The sequence below is a fragment of the Flaviflexus huanghaiensis genome, assembly GCF_014118685.1.
Lineage (GTDB): Bacteria > Actinomycetota > Actinomycetes > Actinomycetales > Actinomycetaceae > Flaviflexus > Flaviflexus huanghaiensis.
Genome location: NZ_JACFAK010000001.1, coordinates 221,226 through 242,358, shown reverse-complemented (window position 1 = coordinate 242,358; position 21,133 = coordinate 221,226). Strand labels below are relative to the sequence as shown.

The following is a 21,133-nucleotide window of genomic DNA, read 5'->3' as shown; positions in this document are numbered from 1 at the left end:
GATTCTAGTCCGGCGGGAGCGCTTACTCCTCCCAGGTTCGCCCTGTGAGCCGCTCGTAGGCGCGGACGTAGCGTTCCTTCGTCTTCTCGACGACGTAGGTGGGCAACTCGGGGGGCGGAGAGACCCGATCCCACCCGGCCTCCTCGGACGTCAGCCAGTCCCGAATGTACTGCTTATCGAGCGAGGGCTGCGGCTGACCCGGCACATAATCGCTCTCGTCCCAGAAACGGGATGAGTCGGGGGTAAGGATCTCATCACCAAGGACAAGCCGGGTCGCTCCCGGTTGCGTGTGTCTGCCGAATTCAAACTTCGTGTCGGCCAAGATAATGCCCTTGCTCGCCGCGATCGTCCGAGCCCGCCAATAGAGGGCGAGCGACGTGTCCTTCAGAGTGCGGGCGACGTCACGGCCCACCATCCTCTCGACGTCCGCGTAGGTAATGTTGACGTCGTGCTCGCCCGACTCTGCCTTCGCGGCCGGTGTGAAGATCGGCTCAGGAAGACGGTCGCAGTCCTCAAGCCCCTCCGGGAGTTCGATTCCGCAGATACTGCCTGATCGGCGGTACTCCGCGAGCGCTGATCCCGTGATGTAGCCCCGGACGACACATTCGACCGGAACCATCTCCAACCGGTTGGTAATCATTGCCCGACCACGCACAGCTTCGGGGACATCCGTTGACACGAAATGGTTGGGGGTCACATCCTTGAGTTGTTCGAACCACCACAGAGCCATGGCGGTGAGGACCTTGCCCTTGCCCGGGATCGGAGTCGGCAGGACATAGTCGAACGCTGAAATGCGATCGGAGGCCACGATAAGAACTGTGTCGCGGCCATCATGGGTCGACAGCTCCGTCGGCGCATAGAGGTCGCGGACTTTCCCGGACTTCACATGCGTCCATCCGGGCAGACTCTTCGTCGGAGTGTGATTCATGGTCCCATGCTCCCACGAAACCGCATAAGGGGCCTCAAGTTTCCACCGATTCTCACGGCTCGACCCAGCGTCCCACCTGCGAAGACGTGCCTTCGGAAAGCTGTTTCACTCCATGCCGAGTCGAACACGCTGGCTGACCTCAGATTGCCCTGAGTGCTGCCATGCGTAGCGCCGTCGTGGGCGGTCAGACGCCAGCAGCGATGTCGCTACGATATTGGGCGCCTTCGAAAGGACGGATGCGCGCGTATGCGTCCTGTCGGGCTTGAGCCACGGTGTCGCCGAAGCCGCGGACACACACAACCCGACCACCGCAGGAGACAACCTGCCCATCCTTCATCATCGTGCCCGCCTGGACGTCCTCCGCACCACATTCGACAGGAACGCCAACCTTGAGCTTGCCGGGATAGCCTTCGCTCGCAAGCACAACGGTGACAACGGCCCCTGGATCCCATTCGAGAGGCGGCAGGTGTTCAAGCTTGCCGGTCGCCGCTGCGAAGAGAACATCGGGTAATGGTGTTCGCAACCGGGGAACGACCGATTGCGTCTCCGGATCGCCGAAGCGGACGTTGAACTCAATGACGCGGATGCCGCGGCTCGTGAGAGCAAGTCCGATGTAGAGGATGCCGATAAAGGGCGTTCCCATCCGCTCCAGCTGGCGGATAACGGGGTAGGCGACCCGCTCAACCGTTTCGTCTGTCAGGTCCTTCGGTGCCCACGGCAACGGGGAGTACGCACCCATGCCACCCGTGTTCGGGCCCTCATCGTCGTCCTTCAGACGCTTGAAGTCCTGCGCGGGCTCGAGCGGGATGACGGTCTTCCCGTCGGAGATGCAGAGCAGGGAGATCTCCGGCCCGTCGAGATACTCCTCGATAAGGACAGAACTGCCCGCATCGAGGCAGGAGTACGCGTGGTTGCGCGCCTCATCAAGGTCCTCCGTCACGACGACGCCCTTGCCAGCCGCGAGACCGTCATCCTTGACGACATAGGGCGAGGGGAACATTTGGAGGGCGTCGTCGACCTGCTCACGCGTCGTACAGATGTGGGCCATGGCTGTCGGGACCTCCGCGAGCGCCATGATGTGCTTCGCAAACGCCTTGGATCCTTCGAGCCGTGCGGCCTCGCCGCTCGGTCCAAACACTGCGAAATCGGCTGCCCGAAGATCGTCGCTCACTCCGGCTACGAGTGGCGCCTCGGGCCCGATGACGACAAGGTCAATCTCGTGCTCGCGAGCGACCTGCACCATTGCGGCGCCGTTGAGAATGTCGCCGTCGACGCACTGGACGTTCTCGATCTGGGCGATGCCAGGATTACCGGGCACTGCGACGAGGGAGTCGAGGTGCGGGGCCATCGCCAGCGCGAGAGCGTGCTCGCGGCCGCCGGAGCCAAGGAGGAGGATCTTCATGGTTCGAGCTTACCGCCGCACCGATCCGGTCACGGGGTCTGCGCCAGGATGTTCGAAGAGTGGGCGGGCTACAACGTTGATGGGCAGGCGCCGTGGCGCCTGCCCATCACACCCTAGTGAAAGAGAGTGCTGTGTGCTCTACGAGAGGAGAGCGCTGCGTGCCGTCTCGATGCGGCCGCGGAATTCAGCGATCTCGGCCTGGATGGCCGGGGGAACCTTGTCGCCGAACTTCTTGAAGTACTCCTCAACCTGGTCGATTTCGTTCTCCCAAGCATCCGGATCGGTCTCGAAGAGCTTGTTCCATGTCTCCTCGTCGACGTCGGTTCCCTCGAGGTTGAAGTCCTCCATGCGGGGGTAACGACCGGTGATGCCGTCGACGGCATCGACGCGACCATCGACGCGGCGGACGATCCAGTCGAGAACGCGGGAGTTGTCGCCGAAACCGGGCCACATGAACTTGCCGTCTTCGTCCCTGCGGAACCAGTTGACCTGGTAGACCGTCGGGAACTTGTCGCCAAGCTTCTCCTGCATCTGAACCCAGTGGCCCCAGTAGTCGGCCATGTTGTAGCCACAGAAGGGGAGCATGGCGAACGGGTCGTGGCGGAGCGAGCCAGCCTTGACGTCGGTCGCGGCAGCGGTGACCTCGGATGCGACGGACGCACCGATGAAGACACCGTGTGCGGGTGTGTACTCTTCAGCGACGAGCGGCACGTTCGTGGCGCGGCGTCCGCCGAAGAGGATTGCGTCGACGCGGACACCCTCGGGTGCCTCCCAGTCGGGCGAGATGATCGGGCACTGAGCCGCCGGCACCGTGAAGCGCGAGTTCGGGTGAGCGGCAAGCTTGCCCGCCTCCGCGTCGGCCTTCGTGTAGTCGTTGCCGTGCCAGTCGATGAGGTGATCTGGCATCTCACCGTCGATGCCCTCCCACCAAACGTCACCGTCATCGGTCAGCGCAACGTTGGTGAAGATCGAGTTGGCGCGGGCCGTTTCCATGGCCATCGGGTTCGTGTCGTACGAGGTACCTGGCGCAACACCGAAGAAGCCTGCCTCGGGGTTGATCGCCCGGAGGTAGCCTTCCTCATCGGGGCGCATCCACGCGATGTCGTCACCGATGGTTTCGACCGTGTAGCCCTCAATCGTGGGCTGGAGCATGGCGAGGTTCGTCTTGCCACAGGCGGACGGGAAGGCTGCCGTGATGTGGAACTGCTTGCCGGTCGCGTTCTCCGTGAGGCGGAGGATGAGCATGTGCTCGGCCATCCAGCCGTCCCGGCGAGCCATCGTCGAGGCGATACGCAGTGCGTAGCACTTCTTACCGAGCAGAGCGTTGCCGCCGTAGCCCGAACCGTAGGACCAGATCTCGTTGGTCTCCGGGAAGTGTGTGATGTACTTTTCGTCGTTGCAGGGCCACGTCGTGTCGGGACGCTCGTTGCCATCGGCGTCGATGAGCGGGTAGCCGACAGAGTGAACAGCAGGGACCCATTCCTCGCCCTTGCCGATGAGCTCGAGAGCCGCGGTACCCATGCGGGTCATGATTCCCATGTTGACGACAACGTAAGGGGAGTCGGTGATCTCGATGCCGAGCTGCGAGATCGGGCCGCCGATTGGGCCCATCGAGAACGGGATGACGTACAGCGTGCGTCCGCGCATGGCGCCGTCGAACAGACCCATGAGGATCTTCTTCATCTCCGCCGGATCGGCCCAGTTGTTCGTCGGACCGGCATCCTCTTCCTTCTCGGAGCAGATGTAGGTCCTCGACTCGACGCGGGCAACATCCGAGGGGAGCGAGCGCGCGAGGAAGGAGTTAGGACGCTTCTCCGGGTTGAGTCGAGTAAACATGCCCGACTCCACCATCTGCTCGGTCAGGAGATTCCATTCCTCCTCCGAACCGTCCACCCAGAAGATGTCCGTCGGCTTGGTGAGGTTCGCAACCTCCGTTACGAACTCGATGAGATTATCCGGAGCGATCTCCGGAGCTTCCGCCTTGACAGCCTCAACTGTGTAGGTCTGGTCAGTCATCGCGCTTCCTCCTAGAAACTGGGCGATGGTGTTTCTTTCTTTGGTCAAGCACCGATATAGATTATTCCCCTTGATGGGCGTTTGAAGCTGGGACTATTGGCATTTTTCCGCTTGCAAGATAACCGGGTCTTTTGACCTAAAAACCTCTTCTATGGTGTCCCATTTGCCCGCCTGGCAGACCTATTTGGGCGTTTTGCCCACCCGAACTGAAAATCTGACCAAACTGGACAACGTTCATCTGCACCTCGTCCCGCTTCGCAAAGTTGCACGAGTCGCGTTAACCCACTCTTTGCGGTGGTCGGCACCGTCCAAGCACCGTATCCTTGCGGTAATTACATACGGCACTCTGAAAGGACCACCATGAGAAGCCGCACTACAAAGGTCTTGGCGATAAGCGCCGTCGTGCCCACCCTCCTCATCCTCTCAGCCTGCCGTGCTGACATGGCGATCGAGATTAAGGACAACGGGGCAGCCAATGTCGTCCTTGAATTCGAAGATTCGACCGGCGAGCTCGAAGGCCTCGGCCTCACGTGTGACGACTTGTTCTCGGACCTCGGCATGGACGACCCCCTCGACACAGACGTCGAGGAAGAGGTCACCATTGAGGACATTTCCGGAGAGTACCTGGCCTGCCGCATGACGACATCGACGACCGAGAGCGTTGTCGATGGCGAGAGCCTCATCGACAACGGTGACACCTTCACCTTCGTCGCGGAGGCCGACCCCACAATGGTCGAGGAGGAAATGCCGGTCGGGATGGAGTTCGATTTTACTCTGACGATCCAGATGCCGGGCGAGATCATTGAGGCGACCAATGGCGGCGTCATCGACGGCAACCGGGCGACGTACGACGCCTTCGAAGCGTTCACGACCGGCTTCGAGGTAACTGGTAACAAGGCGGGTGGTGGTCAAGCGGCGGATACGGACTCCGACGAAGTGATCGCTCCGGCACCAGACGATTCGGACTTCCCAGTGTGGGGCTGGATCCTCATTGGTGTCGGCGCCTTGGCCCTCATCGGCATCGTTGCCTACCTGCTTTCCCGCAGAAACAAGGACCAGGGCGGACAGGGCCCATACGGGCCCGGCGGCCCCTACCCTCCCCAGGGCGGACAGTACGCTGGCCCGACAAGCGCATTCGGTGTTCCTCAAGCCGGGCAGCACAACGCCCCTGGCGGCCAATTCCAGACGCCCCAGGGCGGATACCAGCAGGGTGGGTACCCGGGGCAGCAGGACGGCTACCAGCAGGGTGGCGCGGGGAACCCCGACACCAACTACCAGGGCGGTCAAAGCCGCGACGCAGGGCAGGGTGGCTGGAATGAAGGCCAGAACCGGCAGGATCCCACCGACCGCTACCGCGGCGGCCCGAGCGGGCAATGACGAGCCAGCGCTAACGCGTCATAGCGCAGCATAGTGGTGGGGGCGGGATTGAATCCCGCCCCCACCACTATGCTGAATGACATTGGTTCACGTGAACGACCATGCCAATCGCTCTCCGTTATACGAGAGGATGGCGCACGATCGTCTGCTCACGTCCGGGGCCCACGCCGATTGCAGAGATACGAACACCGGAGAGCTCCTCGAGCGCAAGAACATATTCCTGGGCGTTCTTCGGCAAATCCTCGAACGTGCGAGCATCCGAGATGTCTTCGCTCCAGCCCGGGAAGTACTCGTAGATCGGTTTCGCGTGATGGAATGAGGTTTGGTCGGCTGGCATGTCGTCGTGACGGATGCCGTCGACATCGTAGGCGACACAAACTGGGATCTGCTCGAGTGTAGAGAGAATGTCGAGCTTCGTGAGCACGAGGTCAGTGAGAGAGTTGACCCTCGTCGCATACCGCGCCACGACAGCATCGTACCAGCCGCATCGGCGCGGTCTTCCTGTCGTCGTCCCATACTCGCCGCCCCGCTCGCGCAACCAGTCGCCGGACTCGTCGAGTAGCTCGGTCGGGAAAGGTCCCTCGCCAACGCGGGTGATGTAGGCCTTCGCAACACCGGCGACGCGGTCAATTCGGGTCGGGCCAACTCCCGAGCCCGTACACGCTCCCCCCGCAGTCGCGGACGAGGACGTGACAAAGGGATACGTGCCGTGGTCGACATCGAGCATCGTCGCCTGGCCACCTTCGAAGACGACTGTCTTGCCCTCGTCGAGGGCGTCGTTAAGAAGGTTCGTGACGTTACAGACCATGGGCTCGACGCGCTCTGCGTACTGCAGTAGCTCCGCAGTCACAACATCGACGTCAGCCGCTTTCGTGTTGAACACTTTGAGGAAGATGCTGTTCTTTTGGTCGAGGGCAGCCTCAACCTTCTGGCGCAGGATCGATTCGTCGAAAAGGTCCTGGACGCGGATGCCGATACGGTTCATTTTGTCCGCGTACGTCGGACCGATGCCGCGGCCGGTTGTACCGATCTTGCGATTGCCGAGGAATCGCTCCGTCACCTTGTCCAGGGTCCTGTTATAGGAGGGGATGATGTGAGCATTCGCGGACACGCGGAGGCGTGAAGCGTCGATGCCGCGGCCCTTCAGCTCGTCAAGCTCATGGAACAGCACATCGAGATCGACGACGACGCCACCGCCGATGACCGGCGTACATGTCTCGGTCAGCGCACCTGCTGGGATGAGGTGGAGGGCGAACTTCTCTCCGTTGACGACAATCGTGTGCCCGGCATTATTGCCGCCGTTGAATTTGACAACGTAGTCGACGCCGGTGCCGAGCTGATCGGTTGCCTTGCCCTTCCCCTCGTCGCCCCACTGGGCTCCGATGACAATAAGTGCGGGCATTGTGCTTCTCCTTCGATCCTCTATGTGCGAGACAGTTCAGTCTAAGCCTCGGCGCTGGCCGAAAGGTCCGTGTCTCAGGCGCAACCCACGTGCACGAGCATACTCGCCTCGCCTGCTGGGTAGAGTTTATCGATCGCGGGTCACGTTCGATGCTATTCAGCGCTCTTGGTGACGAAATATCACCTCTCGTGCAGGCGATCGCCGAGGGGAGTTCGCCGAACAGGAAGCGTCATCGTCAGGAGCCAGCCGTCCCACGCGAACGGTCACTGTCTGGTCCTGCCTTCTTCGTGCGCATGGGCAGGAAAAGGATGAGAGCCGCCAGAAGCGAGCCACCGACGAACATGACCGCCCACCAGGGTGCATGCGCCGCCGCATCAGCGGCGGCCACTTCAATGGCGTCACCGGGCGGGTCCGTCCGCTGCGCGTGGACGAGAAGCCTGTGGCTGTTGACTCGAATAGGGGTGCATGTGAAGAGCGTGACCCAGTCCTCGCCCTCGATGATCGTGAGAGATTCGGTGTCGTCAGGCCGCACGATGTGGATCTGCTCAACGCGGTAATGGTGATCCTCCCCGAGAACGCTGATCCAGAAGATGTCCCCCACCCGCGCATCATGCAGGGAGGAGAACAGCTTCGCCCGCACGAGACCGCTGTGGGCGGTGAGGACCGAGCGCGTGCCGGGCCCACCCACGGGCAGAGACGTGCCATAGAGGTGGCCGACCCCAGTGGACAGCACCCGGCCGGACGTGCCGTGAAAAATGGGAAGGCTGATATCGACGCCCGGATAGCTCAGCGTCCCGATCGCATCCGCACCGCTGACATTCATCAACTTCTCGAACGCTCGATAGCGGTCGCTTGTGCTCATGGAGTCCTCAAACTCTGAGACATACGGATCGGTCAGCGGGCCGACGTTGAGCTGTTCATTGTAGTCATGGGCCACATCGAGGATCCGCTGCCGGTCACCGCTCTCTGCACTCTCAACCTGCCCCATATAGGTCGCGATCTGCGACCTATGGCTGAGCGAGCTGAACCAGTCCGCGGCCTGCGGATAGAGGAGCAGGCCGATGCCGAACATCGCGAGCAGCTGCAGAACGATGCTTCGTCGCGCGTCACGGTTGCCCCGTGAAGGCACCCGTGCCCGCCCTGCCACCGCGATGTCACGCATTCAACTCCCCCACGTAGGCGCCTCAGCCCGCTCGACGCTGGTCGAGCGGGCCGAGGCGGTCAGGCGACAGCGTGATCCGTGCGCCGACGGGCAGCAATGACAACGAAGCCGAGGATCGCCAGTCCTGCGACCGTGAACAGCGCGGTGCCCTGGCCCCCGGTCAGGGGAAGCACGAGAGCTCCTGTGCTCGGAGCCTGGTTGATCGTGAGGATCTGCCCGTCTTCGGTGAAGTCGAGTTCGACCGGCTCCGCGAGGAGCTGGTGCCCCATGGGCGCGGTCGTCTGGACGAGCCAGTACGTCTGATAGCCGTCAGAGCCCTTCGTCACCGAGGCGCCGTCCGACCAGCTGCTCAAGCGAAGCCCCTTGAGTGTGAAGGTTCCGTCGGCTCCCGTGGTCCACTGTTCTGTCGTGCCGAGAGTGATGCGTCCCGCTTCGAGACGGTTCTTCGCCGCATCCTCCGACGTGTAGACCCGGAACTCGCCGCCCTTCAGGCCGGCCTCGCCGCTGAGCAGCCTGACGGTGACGATGCCGTAGCGGATCTCACCAGTGTTCGACGTGAGCGGCCTCTTGTCATTGACTGCGCTCTTGTTCGGGTAGAGGTAGGCGGTATTGACGATCGTCGTCGCGGCCTTCACTGTCGTGTCGAACGTGAGGATGACCGTTGCATCGGAATCGGCGTTGACCGCCGACGCGAGGGCCGCACGGCCCGCTTCTGTGAATTCGACAGTGAGCCTCGTCGTCCCAGGCTCCCCCACGGGTGTCGTGGTCGCTGCCGAGTAGTGCTGGTCAATAGTGAGTGGGGTGCTCGCTCCTCCGGTGGCACCGGTGCTGACCGCCACGGTGCCGTTCACGAGGTCGAGGTGTGCATAGTTGAGATTATCGACGATCTTGAACTGATCGGGGGCGAGGAACTGGTCGGCGGACCCTGTCGAGTTCGGATTGGCGACCTTCGGGATGTCGGCGGTGATCGTCCACGTCACGGGCTTGCCCGTCACGAGAACATCCTTGTTGGCAACACTCTTCGTCGCGGTCATGACGGCGCTCTTCGGGTAGATGTAGACATGGCTGAGCCAACCATCACGGGTGTCCGGATTCGTCATCGGAAGCGTCATGAGGAACGGGTCGGCGGCCGTCACTCCAGGCGGCAGGGTCGCGATGTCCTCTTCGACGAGGTATCCGCCGCGAGGCAGAGTGGCGCTGATCGTGCCATCTGCCGCGGTTGTCCCGAGTGTCGTCGCGGGGGCTCCATCGATTGCCGTGCGCGCCGCGGCGACGGTGAGGGTCGAGGCGTAATTCTGCCCGTCGATTGTGCCGCTGTCCTGCGCCTCACCCTCGCCCGTCCCGGGCACCTTCGTGTAGGTGAATGTCACGCCCGGAACCGGCCTCTCTGTCGGCGCGGGATCCTGCTGGAGGCCCGATGCAGGATCCCCGAGTGTGCCCGGCTGCTCAAGCTTGGTCACGGTGACGGTGACCTCGGATGGTGGGTTCGGCACTGTCGTCGCCTGCGCGGCGGTCCCGCCGACGGCGAGTGCCATGGTCGTGAGAAGCGCTGCCGCTGACGCGAGCAGTCCTCTCGTGCTTCTGTTTTTCATGTTGTCCTCCCTTAAGGACTCCGACCGCCGGCCGGTCTGTCATGGGCAGCATCTGCCGCGGCCCACAGTTGTCTCTATTGCTGCATGGACCTCATGCGAAGCGGCATTGTTGACGATGCAGGTTCACTGCGCGTCACACGGAAGGCGGGTTCTCGCACGAGCCGACAGCCTGCTGGGTGCGCAAGCCTCAAAAAGCGCCGCCTTGAGTGCCCAGGTCGTGGGAGAGGCCGCGTGGACTGAGTAACCGTGCCATTGGATACGTCCTTGTATCAACAGAACTATTTCCGCGTTATCAATCCATCTTGAAGATAACCCATGCGATGAGAAAGCGCTAATAAGTGAAGAAGGTCTTTTGGACGATGGACTGGGATCAATGAAGTGCTCCCCGATGAAGGGGAGCCATCAGTTTCGGGCCACGCCTGCGCCCAGGCTGTTTCGGCCTCAATGAAGTGCTCCCCGATGAAGGGGAGCCATCAACGCGGCAGCACCATTCTGAGAGGAACCCATGGGCCTCAATGAAGTGCTCCCCGATGAAGGGGAGCCATCGTCCCCCTGCCCCTCACGCCCGGACTATGGACCGCGCCTCAATGAAGTGCTCCCCGATGAAGGGGAGCCATCTTCCGTGAGCGATAGAGGGCTCTCGGACGGCGTGGTCGCCTCAATGAAGTGCTCCCCGATGAAGGGGAGCCATCACATGGGGCAGCGGGTCGCTGTGGAGGTGAAGGAGCCTCAATGAAGTGCTCCCCGATGAAGGGGAGCCATCCGACCAGCATGGCATGGTCACGATCGATGGGAACACGCCTCAATGAAGTGCTCCCCGATGAAGGGGAGCCATTTGACCACGAGGATGTAATGTTCGTTGGTGCTCTCGCCTCAATGAAGTGCTCCCCGATGAAGGGGAGCCATTGGCTGATAGGGCGTTCACGCATGACGGGGATGCTCGCCTCAATGAAGTGCTCCCCGATGAAGGGGAGCCATTCCAGAGCCATTTTGTCAATCAACTCTTGTTGCGACGCCTCAATGAAGTGCTCCCCGATGAAGGGGAGCCATGACGAAACGGTGGTGGAGCTGTTTCCACGCCGCCAGGCCTCAATGAAGTGCTCCCCGATGAAGGGGAGCCATTTCCTCAAGCGTGCTCATTGCTGTGTTCCTTTCAGCCTCAATGAAGTGCTCCCCGATGAAGGGGAGCCATGGGGACGATGGATGGCCGGATTGAGAAGGCGAGGCAGCCTCAATGAAGTGCTCCCCGATGAAGGGGAGCCATTTGTTGCGGCCGCCGCAGGACAAGCCCCAGTGCCTGCCTCAATGAAGTGCTCCCCGATGAAGGGGAGCCATTCTGGGGCGATGGTGAGGGTGCGTCCGTCGCAGAGGGCCTCAATGAAGTGCTCCCCGATGAAGGGGAGCCATGCCCGAGAAGCTAAGCGTCGCAGTTCCCGCCGCGTAGCCTCAATGAAGTGCTCCCCGATGAAGGGGAGCCATCTCGGAGCACACGCTGTCGAACAAGAAGATCCAGTCGCCTCAATGAAGTGCTCCCCGATGAAGGGGAGCCATACACGCTCGCTCTAGGCATGATCAAGCACGCCCAGCCTCAATGAAGTGCTCCCCGATGAAGGGGAGCCATACCACTCCCCGTCTCCAACGTTGATCCACGTGTGGCCTCAATGAAGTGCTCCCCGATGAAGGGGAGCCATCCGACACCCTAACAAACGTGGGTGGGCGGTCTGCTTGGCCTCAATGAAGTGCTCCCCGATGAAGGGGAGCCATACCTACTACCGCGTCATTTGCTTCGACGGGGACGAGCCTCAATGAAGTGCTCCCCGATGAAGGGGAGCCATTTCTTCCGTGGTTTCGGCGTACAGGGCGACTACTCCGCCTCAATGAAGTGCTCCCCGATGAAGGGGAGCCATTTGGAGCCGCCCGTCGCCGCGACAGTCTGCTGAATCGAATCCAGGCCTCAATGAAGTGCTCCCCGATGAAGGGGAGCCATGGTGTCTAAGGGCCGGGATGTGGTCTCCGAGGTTCATGCCTCAATGAAGTGCTCCCCGATGAAGGGGAGCCATAGTCGGCGCTCGGTCAAGTGCTCGCCCTGTTTTTTATGCCTCAATGAAGTGCTCCCCGATGAAGGGGAGCCATCCCACCTGGTCGACGCTATGTAGGCGTCGGGGCTGCCTCAATGAAGTGCTCCCCGATGAAGGGGAGCCATCGATATGGCACTGATCCAAGACCCTAAAGGCAACGTGCCTCAATGAAGTGCTCCCCGATGAAGGGGAGCCATAGAGGGCCGCCGTCCACGAAGCCTTGAATGACGCTGAGCCTCAATGAAGTGCTCCCCGATGAAGGGGAGCCATGGTGGAGCCGGTAGAAGCGGAGGAACGCCTCCTCCCGGCCTCAATGAAGTGCTCCCCGATGAAGGGGAGCCATAGTCCTCGAAAAACGAGTACTTTGACCTGCGGCGATACTAGCAACCGCGAGAGGTCATCCCACGTTGATCAAGATTTTATCGCTATGCGGTTTTCAAACAAGTGCTTTCTCGCGCGTTTCCGGAGAAAGGTGGCTCGCGAGGGGACACCGGGGTTTACGTGTCGATGCGCCGCTCGCTTAAATGACGAAGCTTTGAGGCTTCGGCAACTCAGCTTGTCTGCCAAGCGACGTTATTGACCGCTGGTTGGCGTCATGTGATGCTCCCAGGTCGCAGATAAGGAGGGCGTCCTCAGCGCTATCCATGAGGTCTTCCAGCTCATCGGTCAATGACACCAGAGCCACTGGATTGAGATCCAAGAGAAACACCGAAAACTGCATCCGTTCCCCGTAAGACCCGAGGGCCTTGGATATCCTGGCTCGACGGCGGTCATCCGGAATGTCGTAAGCGATGAGATATCGGCGGGAATCATTCCGAGTCATCGGACTTTCACCCCAACATACCGATGCTGTGACCCATCCAGGTATCCAAGGACCATGCGCGCTTGGACTTCCATCGCTCGCCTCCAGGAGACTCGATAGCCGAATATAGGGTGGGTGAACTCGGTTTCAACTCTTCTTTCGAAAGCCGTTATAAGAGCCTTGCGGGACTTGTCATCGAGCCGGAAGTTAGTTCCGGTGTTGAGGAACCGCGACGGTGCAACCTCGCCATTGTTGAAAGCGCCAATCACGACAGAATCGGCCACCGGCGCCCGAAACTCCTCCATCAGGTCGAGAACCAGAGCCGGCTTGTTTCTCTTCGAACTGTGGAGAAACCCCGCGTGAGGGTCGAGTCCGCATGCGACTACGCCGCGAAGGACCTCTGCTTGGAGCAGTGCATACGCGTAGTTTAGACAGATGTTGATCGGATCCGACGCTCCCTTACCATTGCGGCCCGGGAAGGCGCCAACCTGGTCGCGTACTCTGTCCTTCAGGAAGTGGTCGAAGTTGCCGAAGTACAGACCAGCGGCAGTTCCCTCGATTCCGAACAAGTATCCTAAGGTAGGGGCCGTTGAGGCCTCCTTCTGTAACTCCCGCAGCTTCTGTGCATCTTGCGTTCGACCGACGTATCGACGGAGCATCGTCGCCTGGTTCGCTATCTTTGCCGAAACGAACTCCCTCGCCAAGCCGAGTCGGCCTTCTGCCGACGCGACGTGCTGTTCGACCCGGGTTGATCCGTTCGGCGAGTAGGCTGACCGGCTCCAGCCGACGACCCTGCCGGAGGACGAACACCACACGAGCGGCACATCGCGCCATAGGAGCTCTCGTTGCAGTCCCGCCGAGAGGTCGACATTGCCGTGAATGACTACGCCGTTAACCTGCTCGATCGGCACAGATGCGAGTTCCTCGCCCTGATACCTGACGACAATCCGTCCGGAGCGGAGTGAAGCCCGCGCTCCATAGGTCGAGAGGTGAAGCACCTGTCCCGCAGGGTCGGCGGCCCTGATCTGCCTCGAAACTGCCGACTCTGCTCGCTCATCGGGCAGACATATAGAAGCATGGGAGCAGTATTCGCACCGCGAATCATCGACGAGCGGTGCAGGTGCTTGGTTCGACGAGATGATGGCATGGGTCCTCGCGACAGCTTCGATCGCGAATGCCCGATCGCTCTCGTCAAGGACAACGGGGACGTGCCTGTGATGCGTGGTGAAGTAGACCGAGTGCTCTTCAACATGTATCCCCTCCTTCTCGAGGGCAATGGTCTGTAGCGCCAGCTGCACGCGGGCCGCTTCCGAAACACGCGGTTGCGCTCTCACCGGAGTCGCCTTGTATTCGGTGAGCTTCAGCCCGCCTGAAGGCAGCACATCCGCAGTGTCGATCTTTCCGTGAAACCCCAGTTCGTGATCGACGATGTCTCGCGCCCTGATCCGATTGGAACGGCCAGTAGACGCATCATGGGTTCGGCGATGATCCGAATCTCCTACTTTCATGGCGTAGGAATGGGGCGCTCGTTCTCCCATTGTCTCGAGCCACGTCCGGCGTTCGCAAAAGAGGGTATGGGCGACGAGAGATATCGGGACGGATTCCGAGGAGCGGCCGTTCACGTCGGTCATGGCCATACCCTCACTCCTGATAAAGCCTGTCGTTCAGGCGCGCTGGTCGAGCCGACATATTGAACAGGGAACCGGATTACGGCGGCAGCGCCCTGTTGCTTGAGCCACTCCCACGCACCCTTCTTCTTCAAGTAGGCTCCCTCACCCTGTTCGTCGACTGCATCAATGAGCTGTCGACTGCGGAGCAGGGCTCGCATGCGGGCCGGTGTGACTTGACGGTTTGGCACGGGCATCAGCAGCTGGTGCAGACTGCCGGTCCCAACCCTGCCCCGTGCCGAATAGGCGGGGTACGCGTGTGAGGGATTGTTGAGATGGGCAACGGGCAGCATGCTCAATCCCCACAAAGCGCACCATGCCCGTGCATTGTCGACCGGACGCGGGGTGCTGAAACCCGTCGGACTTCTGGAATCCAGCTTATTGTTACCGTGGGGATCATCGAGCGTTGTGCCGAGCAGGCCACTCTCGACCTTTTCAACCGGCCATCCCGCAACGATCTCTGCTAGCGGCAGGAGACGATCACGGATAAACTCCGTACCCTTGTTCCGTGTGCGCATCTCCCAAATGTTCGCCCCGACATCCGCCCGCAGATCCTTGCCGCGCCGATACCACCACGAGCGATACCCCAAGCCTTGGACGAATCGATGGTCGAGAGCCGAAGGCATTGACTCGAGCGACCGCTGGCGAACGGCGTCGAGACGGCGCCAATCCGCTGGGTCTTCTGGTCCAGCTGTTCGAGGAGCTGTCGTTGACACCGTGAACGATTTCGCCCCCTTCGAAAAGCTGAATCGGTGCCGAAGCCACGAATCCCGTGCCGCGTGGCTCGCCGCATGAGCATGAACGACCTGAGCAATCTCGTTCGATCCAAAGCCCTCACGTGCCACCAAGGCTGACTGCTCCTCGTCCGTCCACACCAGTCGAACAGGTGAGTGCCCGGAATCCTCCACCACCGATGCCAGACCGAGCAGCACCATGTGGGAAAACAGATCATCGATCTCGCCGTGGATAATAGTCGTAGTCATCGTCCATCTCCTGACACTTGGCAATCCGCCGCTCGGAGAACGGCTTCCAAGAAGGAAGCCCCCCACCATCGGTGGTGAATGCTTGTCATTTCCATCAGCTCATCCCATTCCCCTTCGGTGAACAGTTTCTCCGCTCTGGCCTTGAGCTCGGCATTATCGAGTCCAGTGCACAGCTGCTCTGCTGACGGTTTAAACAGAGTGCGGCCGTGTCCGTGGGTGGTTCCGATGAGACGCAGAATCAGATCTCGGTTTTCCACGTCATCGTCGGCGTTGAGGAGCACAGATAGCTGTTCATGCCGCCACCCGACCGGCAGACCATCCGAGCCCGTGCGGCTCGCGGACAGGTTCTTTCGCCTGCCGCTCTTCGCAAGAAGCGGACCTTCGGCATCGGTGTTTCCGAGCCGAGCTTGAAAGCGCGGATGTGACTTTCCGTCGTCATGATGGCGCGCGGCGCTCACTACAGCAGAGGCAAGGGTCTCCGGCAGGCGAAGAGTCGACACCATCTCCAGCGCTCTTTCGGCCACATCTTGCTGGTGCTGCGCCAAGAGCACCTTGCCCGCTGACGTCCATTCCTGCCTGCTCTCCTCAGTGAGGAACGTCGGGGATTCCAGGCTGAGGACCGCCCACTGGACATTGCCTTCAGTGTCCGCTGCCGCGTGTTCGATGCGCAGTGCCGTCGGCAGAGCGTCGAGATCAGCCCCGAGAAGCCGTTTCAGCCAGTCATCATATCCCGCTCGGACCATGTTTTCGTCGAGGATGTCGATCGAGACCTCTTCCCCTGCTCCCGTGATCTGAGTGATTTGATACAGCGTCGCCGCCTCGATCTCCGTCACTGAGGTTTCTGCGCTGTGGGAAGACTGAATCACTCTCTGGCGCGGCCATTCCAGCTGCCCCTCAAGGTCAGGCTCAGTGAGCCAGGCCGAAAGCGAGTCGCCAAGCTCGTCCGCGCCGACGGCCGGAAGGAACACCCCTTCCATGGAAAGATGTGCCGTCGAAGGGAAACAGGCAACATCTCCCGGTTGGAGCCTTTGATTTTCATCTTCCCATGCGATCCACTCGGATTCACGGTAAAGATACGCGACCGGCCCCTGGCCTTTACCTCCAGGTCGCTGGTCACGCGCCTTTTTCGCCTGCAGAAATCCCTCGCGGAGGCGCGCAAGAGTCGTCGGATAGACCTCATGATCTTGTGGCCGCGTTGCCTGTAACAGCGGGAGCCTCTGTTCAGGCGAGACGGCTATGTACCGTCCGATTGCACCAGCGGTTTGCTCGACAATGTTCATCTCATCGGCGAGCCAGATGTCGAGGTCGGCGTCAGCGAACAGGTCTTCACGCGTGTGCGACAGGAGCTCCGCGTCAGCAAGGGAGAGCCGTTCCAAGACGAGTCTCCTGGGTGAGCTGGCAGGGACGGCAGTCCGGAGCAGATTCGCGGGAGACAAGTCGGCGACATCTCGCAGGATCGACTCGATCCACGACTGAGCCTCGCGAACTTCGTCTGCTGTGTAGGGAGCGGCGACGGTATCCGTGGCGACCTCAGCCGACGGGCCGATGATGGTGATGGGCGCCTCCGAGTGGCGTCCCTTCCGATTGACTCGGCCAAATCGCTGAATCAGGGCGGGTGCTGAAGCGATCTCAGTGACCATGCCGTGGAGGTCGATGTCGACACCGACCTCGATTGTCTGAGTGGCGACCAGAAAGTCGACGTCCGCATCGCCAGCGGGCGTCAGCAGAGTCGGATGGTCGCGCATCGCCTTCATGCTTGTCAACTGCTGCATCGGCCCCACTCTGAGCACCGTTCGATATCCCTCCTTCTTGATGTGATCTGCAACAGCGACCGCGTCGGCGACTCGATTCAGAATCACCCCAATAGTGCCTTCTGCGCGAGAATGGATACTGATTGCGCTCGACGCGAAGGCCTCAATTCCTGCTCTCCGCGCCGCGCCCGTCCGGGGCAGAGGCCACTCAGTGAGGCCGCGGGTCTCGAGCGGTTTGCTGGCGTGCAGAAGGGTCGCGAGGCTCCGATCGGACTCCCGTGAGAGATCAAGCTCTTCCTCGCTCACGGTGACACCAGGCGGGGTGGAGGGCTGTGGCGTCGCGGTCGTCTCAACCACCTGAATGGGCGGAATCATGTCAGCTGCCGGAGCATCCTGAACGATCTCTCTGACCCGTCGGGCTGTTGTGCTCAGCTGGACGTTGAGATGAGACTCATCGACAACGACTGCCGTATCGAGCGCAAGAAGCCCCGCAGAGCGAGGCCGTGCCGACCGCGCTTCACCGTACCCTTGATGGAGGAGCCTGCTACCGAACATGTCCGGCGTCATGCACAGAATCTGGGTCAATGTTGGATGGTCGATCCATCCACGGTCTGGGGTGATGCCGCCACGCACGACGGACACGCCTAGAACTTCTCCGCTCCCTGCGCTCTCGCGCTTGAGAAACGAAGCAATCTCTTCCATCACCTGGGATTTCTGGGGAGCAGAAAGACGCTCCTGGAGCCTGCGAGCGTGAGCCGCTTGGGAATCGACGAGGGCGCGTCGGCCGACGACAAGCACCAGGCGTCGAGGCAGAGTGAGCCCATCCTGGATCGCCAGAGCGCGGGCAAAGACATGGATATCGGCGACGGCACTCTTGCCGGACCCGGTCGGTGCGGCAATGCTATCGGGCCATTGCCCAGTCTCGACCAAGCGAGTCAGGACGCGCGATTGCCACGAATACGGCTCTGCGCCATCGTAGAGCTCCGCGAAGAAATCAGAGAAGTCATCGATTGTCAGCATCTGCTACCTCCTTTGTGCCGTAGCGGTCGACTGGGATAAGAAGTCCACCGCCCAGATGGCGGGACTGTCCGATCGCCGCGATCGCGGAAGTCGGGAGAATGCCGTCGAGTCGTATCTGGCCGGTGTACGGCATCGCGGGCATCACCCTGTTGGTTCGATGGACATATCGCGTGGGGTGGCGCGTGACGAGTGGGTCAGCCCATTCGACAGACAGTCCCAACTGCTCCAGCATCGCTCGGCGCTTTCGTACGGCGCGCGGCAGCTCCACGTCCAGCAGGTCCTTGAAAACATTGCCGACCGACCACGCGATCGTGTCCCGATACACGTCGCGGCGCGTTCGACCTTCCGCCCAGCGCTCCGGGATGGCAGCAGGAGAGATCTCCCATGACCGCTCAACCCCGTCCGCGGGCTCCGCCCAGAAACGATCTCCTGCCAGATAATTGATGTCGTCCGCGAGTTCGAACCTGCCGAACTTCGAATTGATCGTCCGCAGCCTCTGGAGAGCGGTTGACAGCGAGTCCAGTTCAGATGGCGGCAAGCCCATCGGGAGAAGAATGAGCAGATGGTCTTCGTCCTCGAGACCGCTGACCGGCAGACCGGCTGGCAAGTAGTGGACAGCTACACGGTTGGCCGGCATCTTCACTCCGTCGTCGTATTTGCCCGTAACAGACGATGGAGCTCCGGTGCCTATGACCGAAATCAGCGCCCGATGAACGGCTAGAGCGAACCCAACGCGCTGGTCACTGCGAATTTTCCGTCCACGAACGATGGGAATGGCGACGGCCCCGTCCCAAGGGACCGGCGTCCGCCCCTCTTCGATTCGCACAACGCGTCTCGTCACCAATCCAGTCGAGGAAGGTTTAGGCGACCCCGGCATTGCCGACGTGTTGTGCCGGTCGGCCGCTTCAGTCGGCTTCTTTTTCGGTCGTGCTTCGGCGTTCTGGCGCACGAGACTGGCGAGACGCCCCTGAGAGGGCACCTCGACTTCAATGCCGCCAGGATGGAAAAAGTTTCGTGACTTCGTCAGGTGATGGGTTGCGTCCAGTCCTTCGTCCAGTTCGAGCTTCACAACACTTGACGCTTCGCCCAGACACCCAACATCGGCGCACATGCTGTCGAGAGAGCGTGCTATATCCTGCGGAAAGGGCTCATCCCATATCCATGACACCGGCCCTGCAAGGGCAGTGCCCTCGCCGACTAATCGTTCAGTGACCTTGTAGTTCTTATTGCCGCCTTCGAGCCGGAACACACCCTCCTTTCGGTACGCGATGGAAGCAGATCTCCGCCCTGCGGCGAACACGGGTATCAGCATCTTCGTGGGTGGGTTGCGCTCGAGCCATTCAAGGGCCTTGCGGGCATCTTCCGGTATCTCCTCCGATTTCCCGTCGCTCTCCGTCCTCGAGGTGACTCCGGTCGCTGCCGCGTGAGTTAGGGCTGAAAAAACCCTTCCGAATGAGGGCAGATCTTCTGTTGAGCCGTCGCGACGGTGACCAAGATACACCCCCATCGGCCACGTCGCAGTGATCGCCGAACTCACTTCTCCTCCTCCACATCAGCAGAGGCGGCTTGGAGGATCGACATGTCACCCTGGACTTCAAATACTTGACCGTGCCAGTCGAGCTCCGCGACCTTCACGGCATGATCGACCGCCTCGCGAAGGAGCTGTCCAGCCTGCTCGACAGTGATGGGTGCGAGACTCCTCTTCTGGCCGTACCTCTCGTCGAGAACCGTCTCCGGATAGTCAACTTCGACAAGGCTGCAGTTTGCTCGAATGTAGAGCTCTTCGTTCGCAAGAGCCATACCCACCAGCCCGAGGGCGGCAAGCACTGCACGTCGAGCGATATCACCTTCGGCGCTCAGCCCAAAGCGCAGCTGCCTCAGCGTGGCGAAGGACAAGACGTGACTCCGAATAATCTGAGAGCAGGCGACACCGCCCAGCGCTTCAAGCGACGGAGGTATCGCTCCGAGTCCCAGCTTGGATGCCGACGTGAGTCCCTTACCTGCGGCTTTTGCCTCCGCCAGAATCGACTTGTAGTTCTTCCTCGACAGCTCGTCTCGCTGGTTGTCGGCAAGAGCAGTCATCGTCTCCCTGTCCAGCTGGACCCTGGCTGCAACCGGGTCAACGCGAGCGCCACCAGCCAGATTTGGCTCGGGCTTCGACTCCTGATCAGCAAGGACGCCAACAATCTCGCTTTCGAGCGCGGTCCTGTACCGCCCCTGATGGGACTTCCGGGTCGCGTCCCATGAACCATTCGTGAGGCTGACGGGACTCAGGTCCATAAGAGCACGGGCATGCGCATGGCTCGAGTCTCGCGCTGCGCGGTAAATGGGGTTCTTCGTCACCGACTCACCGCCGACAGAACCTGCGCGGATATGCGCGTCGAATGCTCTGTGCGGCAACACCCAATCCGAGTACTTCTGCCCCTCGTAATCGACTTCGATGGTTGGAATGCGCGACAGGATGTCATGAATCGGGGAATACTCATCACGGCGCGAGCGCTCAACGGCCTCCTCGCCGCGATTGCTCTGCGACTGCCCTGAATCGATCACAACCGTGATCTTCGGCGCGCCATCAACAAACCGAATTCCAAAGTTGTACGTCGGATTCTTTGCTCCCTTTGACACATATCTAGCCGGAGCGACCGTTGATTGCGGACCTCCTGCGGGGGCCAGCTGCGTAATCTCCGTCAGCGCACTGGAACCTCCCGGGGAGCACGCTTTGAGGAGGTCGTCCAGTGTCAGCTGTGCCATTTGTGCGTTCATAACTATTTCTCCTGAGTTGTGCCCGCAGAAACGCTCCGCGGATCGAAATGCCCCGAGAAGTTCTTCTCGCTGCATACCGCAGAGTAGCAGTCTGTCTGGGCAAATTTACTTACTTAATAAGAATATTCCTGGAAATCGACACAGCGGCCACGAGGTAGAATTTTGCTATCCGCCTCGCGTCCTTCATTCG

Annotated in this window: 13 protein-coding genes and 1 CRISPR repeat array; of the genes, 1 reads left to right on the top strand and 12 read right to left on the bottom strand. The window is 60.9% G+C overall.

Translation table 11 applies throughout. The annotated features are described in order from the left end of the window. Positions 1 to 22: 22 nt before the first annotated feature. The 3 genes from H7E91_RS01035 to H7E91_RS01025 form a co-directional block, all read right to left on the bottom strand. Positions 23 to 928, bottom strand: a complete 906-nt coding sequence (locus H7E91_RS01035; RefSeq protein WP_182353203.1) for a phosphoribosylaminoimidazolesuccinocarboxamide synthase — start codon at positions 926 to 928, stop codon at positions 23 to 25. A gap of 184 nt (positions 929 to 1,112) precedes the next feature. Continuing rightward, positions 1,113 to 2,330, bottom strand: a complete 1,218-nt coding sequence (gene purD / locus H7E91_RS01030) for a phosphoribosylamine--glycine ligase (protein ID WP_182353202.1) — start codon at positions 2,328 to 2,330, stop codon at positions 1,113 to 1,115. A 138-nt stretch (positions 2,331 to 2,468) separates the two neighbouring features. Continuing rightward, on the bottom strand, positions 2,469 to 4,346 hold the full coding sequence (locus H7E91_RS01025; RefSeq protein ID WP_182353201.1) for a phosphoenolpyruvate carboxykinase (GTP): 1,878 nt from the start codon (positions 4,344 to 4,346) through the stop codon (positions 2,469 to 2,471). 360 nt (positions 4,347 to 4,706) lie between these two features. On the opposite strand from H7E91_RS01025, the gene H7E91_RS01020 reads away from it, so the two are divergent. After that, positions 4,707 to 5,723: a hypothetical protein gene (locus tag H7E91_RS01020; RefSeq protein WP_182353200.1), complete on the top strand. Its 1,017-nt coding sequence runs from the start codon at positions 4,707 to 4,709 to the stop codon at positions 5,721 to 5,723. Between the two features lie 118 nt (positions 5,724 to 5,841). On the opposite strand, the gene H7E91_RS01015 is transcribed toward H7E91_RS01020, so the two are convergent. The 9 genes from H7E91_RS01015 to cas7g form a co-directional block, all read right to left on the bottom strand. Beyond that, entirely contained in the window at positions 5,842 to 7,125 is a 1,284-nt protein-coding gene (locus tag H7E91_RS01015; protein ID WP_182353199.1) for an adenylosuccinate synthase, read from the bottom strand. Positions 7,126 to 7,360: 235 nt separating this feature from the next. Beyond that, on the bottom strand, positions 7,361 to 8,287 hold the full coding sequence (locus tag H7E91_RS01010; protein ID WP_206680314.1) for a class C sortase: 927 nt from the start codon (positions 8,285 to 8,287) through the stop codon (positions 7,361 to 7,363). A gap of 59 nt (positions 8,288 to 8,346) precedes the next feature. Further along, positions 8,347 to 9,879 (bottom strand): SpaH/EbpB family LPXTG-anchored major pilin, encoded by a 1,533-nt coding sequence (locus tag H7E91_RS01005; protein ID WP_182353198.1) that lies wholly within the window; start codon positions 9,877 to 9,879, stop codon positions 8,347 to 8,349. 367 nt (positions 9,880 to 10,246) lie between these two features. Beyond that, positions 10,247 to 12,300: a CRISPR direct-repeat array (repeat unit 36 nt; unit sequence GCCTCAATGAAGTGCTCCCCGATGAAGGGGAGCCAT). Positions 12,301 to 12,477: 177 nt separating this feature from the next. Continuing rightward, positions 12,478 to 12,780 (bottom strand): CRISPR-associated endonuclease Cas2, encoded by a 303-nt coding sequence (gene cas2 / locus H7E91_RS01000; protein WP_182353197.1) that lies wholly within the window; start codon positions 12,778 to 12,780, stop codon positions 12,478 to 12,480. Next, positions 12,777 to 14,390: a CRISPR-associated endonuclease Cas1 gene (gene cas1 / locus H7E91_RS00995; protein WP_182353196.1), complete on the bottom strand. Its 1,614-nt coding sequence runs from the start codon at positions 14,388 to 14,390 to the stop codon at positions 12,777 to 12,779. Before cas1 ends, cas2 begins: the two co-directional genes overlap by 4 nt. Further along, positions 14,387 to 15,409 (bottom strand): hypothetical protein, encoded by a 1,023-nt coding sequence (locus H7E91_RS00990; protein ID WP_182353195.1) that lies wholly within the window; start codon positions 15,407 to 15,409, stop codon positions 14,387 to 14,389. The genes cas1 and H7E91_RS00990 overlap by 4 nt, the downstream gene beginning before the upstream one ends. Further along, entirely contained in the window at positions 15,406 to 18,180 is a 2,775-nt protein-coding gene (cas3g, locus tag H7E91_RS00985; RefSeq protein WP_182353194.1) for a type I-G CRISPR-associated helicase/endonuclease Cas3g, read from the bottom strand. The genes H7E91_RS00990 and cas3g overlap by 4 nt, the downstream gene beginning before the upstream one ends. After that, positions 18,164 to 19,717: a type I-G CRISPR-associated protein Csb2 gene (gene csb2 / locus H7E91_RS00980; protein ID WP_182353193.1), complete on the bottom strand. Its 1,554-nt coding sequence runs from the start codon at positions 19,715 to 19,717 to the stop codon at positions 18,164 to 18,166. Before csb2 ends, cas3g begins: the two co-directional genes overlap by 17 nt. Beyond that, positions 19,714 to 20,931 carry a type I-G CRISPR-associated RAMP protein Csb1/Cas7g gene (gene cas7g / locus H7E91_RS00975; protein WP_182353192.1) on the bottom strand — a complete coding sequence of 406 codons (1,218 nt, stop codon included), beginning with the start codon at positions 20,929 to 20,931 and terminating at the stop codon, positions 19,714 to 19,716. The genes csb2 and cas7g overlap by 4 nt, the downstream gene beginning before the upstream one ends. Positions 20,932 to 21,133 lie beyond the last annotated feature (202 nt).